Raw genomic sequence first — 13,108 nt, 5'->3', positions numbered from 1 at the left:
AATCCTTTACCATTCGCGGTGTAATTTCTATCTTTAGGGATTAAAAATACAATTCCTGAATAATGAAATTACACCAGCGATCATTACTTTATACGTTATTACTATTTGTAGTATTTCAGGTTGCTGCTCAATCGGGCAGTGATTACAACGTAAAAGATCATTACACCAAAACCGAAGTGGATATTCCCATGCGGGATGGTACTAAACTGCACACTACAATTTATGCTCCTAAGGATACCTCAAAAAAGTATCCAATTATTATGCAAAGAACGCCTTATAGCTCCAGACCTTATGGAGAAGGACAAATGCGTTCTATGATTGGTCCTAACCAGTACCTGATGCAACAGGGAAATATTATCGTGTATCAGGATGTACGCGGGCGTTGGATGAGTGAAGGAACGTATGATAACATGCGTGCCTATATTCCCAATAAAAAAGGAGAACAATTTGATGAAGCCAGCGATACTTATGATACTATCGATTGGTTGGTAAAAAATGTAGATAACAATAATGGAAACGTTGGAATGTGGGGAATTTCTTACCCAGGATTCTATTCAGTTTATTCTTTAATAGATTCTCACGAAGCTCTAAAAGCGGTTTCACCACAAGCGGGAATTTCAGATTTCTTTTTCGATGATTTTCATCATAATGGTGCTTATCTCTTAAGCTACTGGAGGGCAACTGCACTTTTTGGATATCAAAAGGATGCCCCTACAACAGAGAGTTGGTATGAGTTACCAGAACTTGGCACTCAGGATCAGTATCAATTCTTCTTAGATCATACACCACTAAGTACTTTAGATGAATATTATAAAGAAGATAACGAATTCTGGCAACAGTTAAAAGACCATCCTAATTATGACGAATTTTGGCAATCCAGAGGGATTATCCAACATTTAGATGATGTAAAACCTGCGGTGATGATTGTTGGTGGATTATTTGATGCTGAAGATTTATATGGACCATTTAATGAATACAGGAAAATTGAAAAATCCAGCAATACCTATAATATTTTGGTGTATGGCCCCTGGAGCCACGGTGACTGGGCTCGGGAAAGCGGGAGGCAGTCTGTTGGCAATGTGTATTTTGAGGATAGCCTTTCTACAAGATTTCAACAGGATTACGAAACAAAGTTCTTTAACCATTTCTTAAAACAAAACGGTAAAGGCTCCTTAGACTTGGCTGAGGCACATATTTATGATACCGGTAAAAGGGAATGGACAGATTATGGGCAGTGGCCTCCAAAAAATACCGTAACAAAAACTTTTTATTTAGGGGATGATCAGGAACTTACAACCCAGCCAACAGATACAAAACAAGAGTTTGTAAGTGACCCTGCAAAACCGGTATCGTATAACGATGAAATCAAGACGGTATTTACGCCACGGGAATACATGACCGGCGACCAGCGGTTTGCAGCAAGAAGACCGGATGTACTGGTGTATGAAACCGAAGTTTTAGACGAAGATCTAAGTGTGGTTGGCGAAATTGAAGCAATGCTAAAAGTTGCAACTACGGGAAGCGCTGCAGATTGGGTAGTCAAAGTGATCGATGTATACCCTCCAGATGCCGAGAACTATCCTGAAACGATGGATCATTTAAAGATGAGCAATTATCACATGATGGTTCGTAGTGAGGTGATGCGGGGCCGTTTTAGAAATGATTTCTCAAAACCAGAGCCGTTTGAGCCTAACAAAAAGACTGATGTAAATATTACATTACAAGGGGTAAACCATACCTTTAAAAAGGGCCATAAGATGCAAATCCAGATTCAAAGTACCTGGTTTCCTTTAATCGATCTTAACCCACAAACTTATGTAGACAACATTTTTAAAGCTGAAAAAGACGATTTTCAGAAACAAACACATACCGTATTTGGAGATTCTGCCATTAAATTTTCGGTACTGAAAAAATAAAAAGTAATGCTGAGGAATTTAAGAAAAGTAAGCTTTTTTCTGATCGTATTGGCTTTTGCCGCCTGCACAAACCAGAAGAAACAAAACTATTCTGAAGCTGAAATTTCTGAGGCTTCTGAAAAACTGAATCAATATTTTGAAGAACAGTTCGAAATAGAAGTTCAGGAATCGCCTATGATGCAAACCCAGCTGGGTAGAAAAACGAACTATGGAAAATGGGACGATTTTTCTCATTTACGTTACGCAGACGAGCTGAAAGAGGCAAGAAAGCGAAAAGATTATCTGGATAAGATCGATCCAAATTCATTAAATGAAGAGACCAACCTGAGTTACCGATTGTATAAAAGCCAGGTCTATAATGAAATTGAAGATTATGATTATCGATTTTATGATTATCCGGTAAATCAAATGTTTGGATATCATACCCGTTTACCGGCTTTTTTAATCAATAATCACAGAATCGATTCTATCGCAGATGCGAAGGCATATATCTCAAGATTAAAAGGTTTCACAAAAGCTTTTAAACAAGTGATTGGCGGAATTAAGATTAGAGAGCAAAATGGAATTATTCCACCGCGATTTGTTTTTGAAAAGGTACTTGATGATTGTCGTAATATCATTAAAGGAAAACCTTTTGAAAAGTCTGAAAATGCAAGTACGCTTTTAGAGGATTTTAAAGGAAAAGTAGATAAACTTGAAATTGATGAAGATCAGAAAGTAAAGTTGATAAGAGAGGCAGAGTTAGCTTTGGTAGAACACGTGCAACCGGCGTATCTTTCATTGATAGAAATACTGGAAAGTCAACAAAAAAGAGCTAATAGTGACGATGGAGCCTGGAAATTCCCGAAAGGTGATAAATTTTATAGTCTTGCCCTTAAGCGAACCACAACCACAGATATGACTGCGGAAGAAATCCACGAATACGGTCTTAGTGAAGTAACCAGGATTCAGGGAGAAATGGAAAAGATCATAAAGGAAGTGAATTTTGAAGGTTCGCTACAGGATTTTTTCGACTTTATGCGAAATGATGAACAATTTTATTACGAGAATACGCCAGAAGCTAAAAAGAAGTATTTAGCTGATGCAAGATCGATTATAGATAAAATGCGGGGCAAACTTGACGATCTGTTTTTAACCAAACCAAAGGCCAAAATTAAAGTAAAAGCGGTAGAAGCTTTTCGCGAGAAAAGTGCAGGAAAGGCATTTTACCAACAACCCGCACCGGATGGTTCCCGTCCTGGTATATTTTACGTAAATCTTTATGATATGAAAGCCATGCCAACCTATCAATTAGAGGCTTTGGCTTATCACGAAGGTATCCCGGGACATCATATGCAAATTGCCATTGCTCAGGAATTAAAAGGTATTCCGCAATTCAGAAAATTTGGGGGGTACGGTGCTTATATTGAAGGTTGGGGATTGTACAGTGAATATCTACCAAAGGAAATAGGGTTTTACAAAGATCCTTATGCTGATTTTGGTCGTCTGGCGATGGAATTGTGGAGAGCCTGTCGTTTAGTCGTCGATACCGGCATTCATCATAAAAAATGGAGCAGGGAAGAAGGTATAGAATTTTATAAAAAGAACACACCAAATGCCGAAAGTGATTGTATTAAGATGGTAGAACGACATATTGTGATGCCAGGCCAGGCCACCGCTTATAAAATAGGAATGAAGAAAATACTGGATTTAAGAGAAAAATCTAAAGCTGCTTTAGGAGAAGATTTTGACATTAAAGAATTTCATGACGTTATTCTTTTGGATGGAGCATTACCTTTAGATGTTTTAGAATCCAAAGTTGATCGCTGGATTGAAGAGAAGAAATAGATTTAAAGTCGTCCTGTATTAGGACGATTTTTTTATTATTATAAACTATATAAAATTGGAAAATAATACAGAGTTAAAAACCGTGAAGCTGGTAAATAAAGCCAGTACAGAGGTTAGTATCGTAAATTTTGGTGCAGCTATTGGGAGTATTAAACTTTACGATAAAAATCAGAAAATGGTAAATGTAATCGTATCACCAAGAATACAGGATTTACCAAGCCCCTTAAATAAAAGCCATAACCAGTGCTTTGGAGCTTCTATAGGTAGATATGCCGGAAGGATTTCTGAAGGGAAATTTGAACTGGAAGGCAAAGAATTTAGTCTTTATCAAGAAAATGGTGTGCATTTGCACGGTGGGGAACATGGATTCCAGTATAAATACTGGGAGATTGTAGAAGAAAAGCATGAAGAAAACCCTACTGTAAAATTAAGGTACTTTAGTAAACATAATGAAGAAGGTTATCCCGGTAATTTAGAAGTTTTTGTTACATATACTCTAAATGAGGAAAACGACTTGATTATCGAATATGAAGCAAAAACCGATAAAAAAACAGTAATTAACTTAACCAATCATGCGTATTTTAATCTTAACGGAGAGGGTAGCGTAAGCGATCACTTTTTAAAAATTAATGCAGATAAGATTTTAGAAATTAACGATAAGCAATTACCTACCGGAAATTTAAATAATTTGCAGGGACATGCTAAAGACTTTGCAAGTAATCGTTTAATAGGAAATAGAAATCTTGATGACACTTTCGTACTTAATAGTGACGGTGACGAGTTAGCTGCACAACTTTTTGCTCCGTTAACAGGAATAAAATTAGATATGTCTACCAATCAACCTGCGGTAGTGGTATATGCTCCAGAAGCTTTACCGGATGATTTAAACTACCAAACCAGAATATCTGAATTTCCTTCGATTTGTTTTGAAGGGCAAAACTTCCCGGATGCGCCAAATTTCAGGAATTTTCCCAACAGTGTGTTGGAACCTGGGAACACTTATTACAATAGGATGAGTTTTAAATTTAGTGTAAAAAAATAGTAATTTTGACTATAAGCGTATTTTTTACGCTTATAATTTAAAAAAGTAATATCTTTAGCAAAATATTGTGAAAATTTTATTTCATTTGGGATTCGATGCGTTTTTCTAATTATTAGAAGCTACATCGATTTATTTTCAAATACTGAGATTTTCTAAAAAATACACTCTAAACTTTTTTATATGGAATTTGAATTATTAGACGTGATAGTATTCGTTGCCTATGCGTTGCTTATAATCGGGGTAGGATTATGGGTTTCTCGTGGGAAAGGAGATACTTCAGAGGATTATTTCCTGGCCAGTAAATCTTTGCCATGGTGGGCGATTGGTGCTTCACTAATTGCAGCAAATATTTCTGCAGAGCAATTTATCGGGATGTCTGGTTCTGGTTTTGCGCTAGGTTTGGCTATCGCCTCTTACGAATGGATGGCTGCCATTACTTTAATTGTAGTAGGTAAATTTTTCTTACCGATTTTTATTGAAAAGAAACTTTATACCATTCCAGAATTTATTGAGGTTCGTTACAGTAAGAACCTGAAAACGATCTTGGCTATTTTCTGGATCTGTTTATTTATTTTCGTAAATCTTACTTCTGTCCTTTACTTAGGAGCTACGGCGTTAGATACGATTATTGGTAGCGGCGATGGCGCAATTTTTATGGAATGTATTATTGGGCTTGCTTTGTTTGCTGCAGCTTACTCTTTGTATGGAGGTTTATCGGCAGTGGCATGGACAGATGTGGTACAGGTGGTACTTTTGGTTATTGGGGGGCTAATCACCACATATATCGCTTTAGAACACGTTTCCAGTGATGGAAATATCTTTACCGGTATGGCTGAAGTTTATGAGCAGGTACCCGAGAAATTCTCTATGATCCTTGATAAAGGAGAAATTATAACGCCTAATGGTAAGGATGCATGGTGGGATTTACCGGGAATCGCTGTTTTAGTTGGTGGTCTATGGGTAGCCAACCTTTATTACTGGGGCTTTAACCAGTATATCATTCAAAGAACCCTTGCGGCAAAAAGTTTAAAAGAATCTCAGCGTGGTATAGTTCTGGCAGGATTTTTAAAGATATTAATTCCACTTATTACCGTAATTCCAGGTATTATCGCTTTTGTAATGAACAGTGATGCCAGTGGTATGATTAACGAAGGGGTAACCAGTGCTTCTTTCTTTGGTGAAAACGGAAGAATTATTAATGATAATGCTGCCCCATGGTTAATAAAGGAATTTGTACCTGCTGGTCTTAAAGGACTGGTTTTAGCAGCACTTGCGGCAGCTATTGTCTCTTCATTAGCTTCAATGCTTAATTCTACGGCTACGATTTTTACCATGGATATTTACAAGCCATTCTTTCAGGAGAAAGCAGGAACTTCAGAAAAAGGCCTGGTAAATGTAGGTAGGGTTACGGCTTCTATTGCTTTGGTTATTGCCATTATTTTAGCCCCGCAATTAAAGAGTTTAGGACAGGTTTTCCAATATATTCAGGAATATACCGGTGTTGTTAGTCCGGGGATCTTAGCGGTATTTATGCTAGGATTATTCTGGAGAAAAACAACCAATAATGCAGCGATCTGGGGAGTACTGGTTTCAATTCCAATTGCATTGTACTTTAAAGTAGGGCCAAACGGATGGAGCGATTCTCCATTCTTTATTACCTGGCCATTTATGCATCAGATGATGGCCACATGGATTTTAACCATGCTTATCATGGTAATTATAAGTTACCTGGAAACCGGAGGCAAAATTCAGGAGAAATCAATTACCCTTAGCAAGAATTTATTCAAAACAGGACCTATTTTTAATATCGGTAGTTTTGTGATCATTTTGATCGTTGCCATGTTATATGCCATGTTCTGGTAGAAATAACGTTTTAATACCCAATAAAAAAATCCCGAAGCACTACACTTCGGGATTTTTTTATTGGTTGGTTAGTTAGAAAAATTATTGCTTTAAATAATGAATGTCACTTAGATTTTGTAATGTTTTTGCAGCCTGCTCTGCAGTGATGTCTCGTTGCGGACCAGCAAACATTTCGTAACCTACCATAAACTTTTTCACAGTAGCCGAACGTAATAGCGGCGGGTAAAAACTCATGTGCCAATGCCATTCGGGATATTCAGCGCCATCGGTTGGAATTTGATGGATTCCGCTTGAATAGGGGAACGATGTTTCAAAAAGGTTGTCATATTTTATAGTCAGTTTTTTAAGAATTTCAGCAAAGGCTTTTTCTTCGTCCTCATTTAACTGCCCAATATGCTGCTGATGTTTCTTTGGTGCGATCATAATTTCGTATGGCCAAACCGCCCAGTAAGGAACTAGCGCAACAAAATGCTCATTTTCTACGATAATTCGCTCTTTGGCTTCTAATTCCTGTTTTAAATAATCACCAAGTAAACTGCTTTGATTCTTATCCCAGTATTCTTTAAAATGCTTTGATTTTTTTTCAATTTCGGTTGGAATGGACATTTGTGACCAGATTTGCCCATGTGGATGCGGATTACTACAGCCCATAATGGCACCTTTGTTTTCAAAGATCTGCACATAATTAATATTTTCCTGGCTTCCTAACTCGTCATATTCTTTTTTCCAGGTTTTTACCACTTTAGTAATGTCTTCTTCTTCCATTAAAGGAAGGGTAAGGGAGTGATCTGGTGAAAAGCAAACCACTTTACAGATTCCAATTTCTGTTTCAGCCTTCATCAGCCCATTTTCCTGAGTAGCCACAGGACTATCGATTAGAAGGGCAGAGAAGTCATTTATAAAAGTGTATGGTTCTTTATAATCCGGATTTTTATCGCCGGTGCTTCTGGTATTTCCCGGGCATAGATAGCAACTGGGATCGTAGGTTTCCTTTTTAGGCGTAGTATCCTTTTCGGTTTTTCCCTGCCAGGGTCTTTTGGTACGATGTGGAGAACAAAGAATCCATTCGCCGGTTAAAATGTTATATCTTCTATGAGGGATCGAATTAATGTCGTGACTCATTGTTATCTTTTTCTAATTAATAATTAAAGCTTTTCTACGATCGTACCTTCACTAGGTGAAACAGCAATTGTGTCTAATTTTATATCGAACTTCTTAAAATAAGCTTCAGCAGCTTCAGCAATATATTCTTCGATTTTATCAGCTTCGATTAAATTGATAGTACAACCTCCAAAACCACCACCCATCATTCGGGAACCGTAGATATACTCTTTAGGCCTGGAGAATTCTACCAGGAAATCAAGCTCTGGGCAACTAACTTCATAATTATGCTGAAGGCCGTCGTGAGAACCGTACATCAAATCACCAAACTCGCTAAGTTCACCAGCTTTTATAGCTGTTGTAGCCTTCATTACGCGATTGTTTTCTTCGATTACGTAGCGTGACCGTTGGTATTGTTTTCCTTGTAGTTGCTCTTTAAACTCTTCAAGCATATCAAGATTTACATCGCGAAGACTTTTTACTTCTGGATATTGTTTTTGAATAATATCTACGGCAGCTTCACATTCTTGCCTACGGGTATTGTACTCACTATCGGCCAGGTTATGCGAAACATTAGTGTTTAGTAATAATAGTTTACAGGATTTAAAATCTGCCGGTATATATTCAGCATGTAAACTTTCACAATCTAAAAGGATTATATGATCCTGTTTACTCATTACAGAGGCATATTGATCCATAATTCCGCATTTGTTACCTACAAAATTATGTTCGGCTCTTTGCGAGAGCTGCGTGATTTCCAGTTTACTTAATCCAAGATCGAAAAGCGCATTTAGCCCCGCGGCAAACCCACATTCCAATGCTGCAGAAGAACTTATCCCAGCGCCGGTAGAAAGATCGCTTTTTATGATACAATCAAATCCTTTTAGTTTTTTGCCTAAAAGATTTATCTCGTTAGCCACTCCTAAAATATAATTTTCCCAGGATTTATCACTTATGGATAAATGATGCAGGTCGAATTCTAAATAGGCATTATACGTGGCGCTATAAACCCGACATGTGCTATCGGTTTCGTTTTCTTTAAATTCTAAATATATTTTCTTATCGATAGCAGTAGGCATTACAAAACCGTTGTTGTAATCGGTATGTTCACCAATAAGGTTTATCCTTCCGGGGGAGGCAACCTTAACAATTGGCTGAAAATCAGAAAAAACTTCTGGTATGTTTTGCGGGTTGGTTGAAGTACTCAATATGCTAATTTTTAGTAAATTTATAGATCAAATATAATAAACGTAAAAATTACATTCATCTTTTTAAGAGAATATTTTTTAAGTATTTCCCTATATTTAACAGCAAACTGTATAAAATACGCCTATGACCCCAGCTTTAAAAGATCTCTACGTACAAAAAGATAAAATGTACGTAGCAACCGATTGTATTATTTTTGGTTTTGATGCAGGAAAGTTAAAATTACTTGTTTTTAAAAGAAGAGTAGAGCCATTTTTAGGAACCTGGTCCTTAATTGGAAGCTTTGTACGAATGGAAGAAGATGTTAGCGAGGCAGCAAAACGTGTACTTACAGAGATTACCGGTTTGGATAATGTTTTTATGGAGCAGTTGAAAGCCTACGGCTTGGCTAATCGGGATCCTGGTTATCGCTGTGTTTCTATCGCACAATTTGCGTTGATTAGAATCGATGATTACGATAAAGAACTTACAGAAACACATGGTGCCCATTGGTTTGAATTAAACGAGTTACCAGAACTGGTGTTAGATCACGGGCAGATGGTAGAGGATGCCATGGCAAGGCTAAAACGAAAAGCCAGGTATCAGCCTATAGGTTTTGAGCTTTTACCAGAAAAATTCACAATTCCCCAATTACAGTCACTATATGAAGCGATTTATCAAAAGAAGCTGGATGATAGAAATTTCAGGAAAAAACTAATGACACTGGGATTATTAATCAAGCTTAACGAGAAAGATAAAACCACATCCAGAAGAGGTGCCTTTCTTTATAAATTTGATTATGATAATTATCAAAAGCTGGTAAAATCTGGGTATAACTTTGAAATTGCTTAAGTTTATACTGTCATATTTAGTATATCATTAAAATAATAAGATTTACTACAGTTTTTTAATTTATAATGTATATTTTACGCTTATTAATAATTTCTGAAAAGGATGAGTAAAACAAATCGAAGATCTGCGATTAAAGCAATGGCCGTAGGTGCTGGTGTTTTAGGGATAAGCCCGATGATTGCATTGGAAGCTGAAGCAAAACCAATCAACCTAAATATGAAACGCTTAAAAAATAATATTAAACATTCGGCCTGCCGCTGGTGTTATCAAAATATTCCTTTGGAAGAATTTGCCAAAAATGCTGCGAAAATTGGATTAAAAGGTATCGATCTCTTAACACCCGAAGAGTGGGATACGGTAGAGAAATATGGTTTAGAATGCTCGATGGCGACTGATTCGTTTGCAAATATCGAAAATGGTTTTAACGAAGTAAAAAACCATAAACATTTACAGGAATCTTATAGGCCTTTAATCGAAAAAGCTTCGAAACACGGAATTAAAAATGTGATCGTTTTTTCGGGGAATCGCCGTGGAATGGACGATGAAACCGGATTTAAAAACTGTGTTAACGGGTTAAAACCATTATTGGAATATGCACAGGAGCGTAATGTAAACCTTGTAATGGAGCTTTTAAACAGTAAAGTAGATCATCATGATTATATGTGCGATCATACCGAATGGGGAGTAGAGCTGGCAAAACGTACTGAAATGCCGAACTTTAAATTACTCTATGATGTGTATCATATGCAAATAATGGAAGGGGATGTAATTGCTACTATTAAAAAACATCATGATTATATAAATCATTATCATACTGGAGGTGTTCCCGGTCGTAATGAGATTAATAATTCACAGGAATTATATTATCCCGCTATTGTGAAAGCCATAATCGAAACTGGCTTTGACGGTTATTTGGCACAAGAATTTATTCCTACCTACGATGATAAACTGGAAGCTTTAAAAGAAGGAATTACAATTTGTGATGTCTAGGTTAAGAATTTAAATAAAAACAAAGAAGCTCGCTTACCAGGCGAGCTTCTTTGTTTTTAAGCGTTTTTTTTACCGGGATTTTTTTCTAGTGAACTGGGTGGTGCCACAAAAATCCATAAAGCTTTTTTTAGGCTGCCGGCACGACGCATATTTTTAAAAATATCTACCCAAACATGGAAAACATGTTTTACAGGGTTAAAATGTTTTGGCTGATCAATAATCCCATAGATCGATTTTTCTGTTTCAGGTTCGAAAGTGCCAAACATACGATCCCAGATTATAAAAGTTGAGCCATAATTTTTATCGAGGTAATTTTCATTTCTACCATGGTGAACGCGATGATGTGATGGAGTAACAAAAATGAAACTAAACCATTTTGGCATTCTGTCAATTAGTTCTGTATGAATCCAAAACTGGTATAACACGGCAATCTGGTGACAGATAAAAAAGACGACCGGATGAAATCCTAAAAAACTAATAGGAATAAAAAAGATCACTTTTATTTGTTGTGTCCAGGATAATCTGAAGGAGGTAGAGAGGTTATATTTTTCTGAATTATGATGGGTAACATGTGTGGCCCACAAAAAATTAACTTCATGCCCGTATCGATGAGCCCAATATCTGCAAAAATCCAGAACAACAAAGCATAAAATAGAGGTGAACCAATTTACCGGAATACTCCATGAAACCGAATTATAAACCCATAGTACAAGTCCAAACATGATAGATTTGGTTACCAGGCCTTGTAAAATATAAACGAGACCAATGGTTAGTGAGGTCAAGAAATCTTTTTTCTCATAAAGGTCTCTTTTGGTTTTCCAGCTAAAATAGAATTCTAAAAGCGCCAATCCAATCATGATCGGAGCGGCGTAAAGAATTAAATCGGGAGCACTGGAAATTACTTTTTCTAATGTGATTTCCTTTTTCATGGGGTTCTTTTTCTTTTTTAGATTATAAAAGTTTTGAGCTCCATAAACAAATCTAAAATATTAAGATTTTAAATTTTAACAGAAAACGGTTTTGTACGCTTTGGTCAAGTTCTTATTTGATAAGTCTAAAATACCATGATATACCAATTGCCAGATTTATAGAATAACCATTTATATACTCCTAAAATTTATTTCGAGTAGCCAAGCCAACCATCTCGATCTTATGGAAGAAGATCCAGTACTCTCTCTTTTGCTTAAAAATACACTTGGAATCGTATGCATTCGAAGATCACTTTCTTTATTGTCATAATCATTTTCAGAGAATTCGGTTATTGCGAGTCCGGCAAATGGTGAAATTTTTAAAGCCGAATTATCTAATATTGCATAACCGTATGAAACATCTATCAAAGCAAATGTAAAATCCAGACCTTCTTCCCAATGGGGTCTGCCAGCATATGTTCTATCTACATCACCTCCAGATAAAACAGTGTTGATATAAAGCATTGAATTTTTATAGGAAAAATCGAAGCCAAAATTAAAACCAATAGAATTGCCAAAATGTTCGTTCACAGTATTGTTTCTAAAACTATAAGCAGCACCCACATTTAATCCCAATCCAAAATTAGTTTTTTTTGGATCGCATTATTTTTGTAGATCGCTAGACGGTCGTCTATATTGGCGGTCCATTCCTATACAATTTTAAACCCCTTCAACTAAGGCTTGGACTTTTGGGAAATTTCTACTTCATTATTTAGGGCCTCATATTGATGTTTAAAAGCAGTTTCCACTGAAAAACAAGAACCAAGGCGATCCAGATCGTATTGTAATTTTCTTCGGTATAATTCTGCAATATTAAAAATTACCTGATTGTATTGCAGATTTTGAGGCGCTTTAAATCCCGGTTTTATCCACGAAAGTTGCGTATCGGTGTAGCAAAAACTTTGCAATCTAAATACTACGGTATCGTTTATTTTTTCTTTTCGCGTTTTGTAGCCAATTACGTATTTTAATTCTGAAGTAGTATTCTCAAAAGAAATTTCGCGTTCCCGGAAGTCCGTCATCCCAGGTTATATTTCCTTCATTCCAGTTTTTTATGGATTCCTGACTGTATATTCCTATAATTACGAAATAGAAGAGCACACAAAAATAGTTGATATTCATTAGCGTTACAGAATCTTAAGATTCCAAAAGTCATTTTGATGGTAAAATCAAAATTTCAAGAAGTGGGCTTAGATGTTCAATTAAAAAAGGCCGCCAATAGGCCAGTCATGGTCGGAAGATTATTCTTCCGACTTTTTTGTTATAAAGACTTTTTTCTTAATTATAATACCGAAGGAAATATATGAATAACCTACTGGTTATCAGATAAATAACTTGCTTTTATTCTTTGTTTTTTGTATCTT

General features: G+C 36.4%; 11 protein-coding genes. 6 read left to right on the top strand and 5 right to left on the bottom strand.

The annotated features are described in order from the left end of the window. Positions 1–62: 62 nt before the first annotated feature. From AC13DP_RS20405 to AC13DP_RS20390, 4 genes are all read left to right on the top strand, one after another. Positions 63–1,916 carry a CocE/NonD family hydrolase gene (locus tag AC13DP_RS20405; RefSeq protein ID WP_483068384.1) on the top strand — a complete coding sequence of 618 codons (1,854 nt, stop codon included), beginning with the start codon at positions 63–65 and terminating at the stop codon, positions 1,914–1,916. Between the two features lie 6 nt (positions 1,917–1,922). Continuing rightward, positions 1,923–3,743: a DUF885 domain-containing protein gene (locus AC13DP_RS20400; RefSeq protein ID WP_483068383.1), complete on the top strand. Its 1,821-nt coding sequence runs from the start codon at positions 1,923–1,925 to the stop codon at positions 3,741–3,743. 55 nt (positions 3,744–3,798) lie between these two features. Continuing rightward, complete coding sequence (locus tag AC13DP_RS20395) at positions 3,799–4,785, top strand: aldose epimerase family protein (RefSeq protein ID WP_483068382.1); 987 nt, start codon at positions 3,799–3,801, stop codon at positions 4,783–4,785. A gap of 180 nt (positions 4,786–4,965) precedes the next feature. Next, the gene (locus AC13DP_RS20390; RefSeq protein WP_483068381.1) at positions 4,966–6,648 is read left to right on the top strand and encodes a sodium/sugar symporter; all 1,683 of its coding nucleotides are present in this window, start codon (positions 4,966–4,968) and stop codon (positions 6,646–6,648) included. A gap of 81 nt (positions 6,649–6,729) precedes the next feature. On the opposite strand, the gene AC13DP_RS20385 is transcribed toward AC13DP_RS20390, so the two are convergent. Together AC13DP_RS20385 and galK are read right to left on the bottom strand one after the other, a co-directional pair. Beyond that, complete coding sequence (locus tag AC13DP_RS20385) at positions 6,730–7,770, bottom strand: UDP-glucose--hexose-1-phosphate uridylyltransferase (protein WP_347406118.1); 1,041 nt, start codon at positions 7,768–7,770, stop codon at positions 6,730–6,732. A gap of 23 nt (positions 7,771–7,793) precedes the next feature. Continuing rightward, complete coding sequence (gene galK, locus AC13DP_RS20380; RefSeq protein WP_347406117.1) at positions 7,794–8,957, bottom strand: galactokinase; 1,164 nt, start codon at positions 8,955–8,957, stop codon at positions 7,794–7,796. Positions 8,958–9,081: 124 nt separating this feature from the next. Here galK and AC13DP_RS20375 point away from each other — a divergent pair, with 124 nt between their 5' ends. Both AC13DP_RS20375 and AC13DP_RS20370 read left to right on the top strand, forming a co-directional pair. After that, positions 9,082–9,786 (top strand): NUDIX hydrolase, encoded by a 705-nt coding sequence (locus AC13DP_RS20375; RefSeq protein WP_347406116.1) that lies wholly within the window; start codon positions 9,082–9,084, stop codon positions 9,784–9,786. Positions 9,787–9,888: 102 nt separating this feature from the next. Next, the gene (locus tag AC13DP_RS20370; protein WP_347406115.1) at positions 9,889–10,776 is read left to right on the top strand and encodes a hydroxypyruvate isomerase family protein; all 888 of its coding nucleotides are present in this window, start codon (positions 9,889–9,891) and stop codon (positions 10,774–10,776) included. 56 nt (positions 10,777–10,832) lie between these two features. Here AC13DP_RS20370 and AC13DP_RS20365 read toward each other — a convergent pair whose 3' ends face one another. The 3 genes from AC13DP_RS20365 to AC13DP_RS20355 all read right to left on the bottom strand — a co-directional run bounded on the left by AC13DP_RS20365 (position 10,833) and on the right by AC13DP_RS20355 (position 12,766). Next, complete coding sequence (locus AC13DP_RS20365; protein WP_013072247.1) at positions 10,833–11,705, bottom strand: sterol desaturase family protein; 873 nt, start codon at positions 11,703–11,705, stop codon at positions 10,833–10,835. A gap of 171 nt (positions 11,706–11,876) precedes the next feature. Then, positions 11,877–12,320 (bottom strand): hypothetical protein, encoded by a 444-nt coding sequence (locus AC13DP_RS20360; RefSeq protein ID WP_347406114.1) that lies wholly within the window; start codon positions 12,318–12,320, stop codon positions 11,877–11,879. A gap of 98 nt (positions 12,321–12,418) precedes the next feature. After that, positions 12,419–12,766: a hypothetical protein gene (locus AC13DP_RS20355; protein ID WP_347406113.1), complete on the bottom strand. Its 348-nt coding sequence runs from the start codon at positions 12,764–12,766 to the stop codon at positions 12,419–12,421. Positions 12,767–13,108: the final 342 nt, after the last annotated feature.

The sequence above is a fragment of the Zunongwangia sp. L-65 genome, from assembly GCF_056859415.1.
Note: the sequence above shows the minus strand (reverse complement) of the source record. Positions and strands in the feature narration are given on the sequence as shown.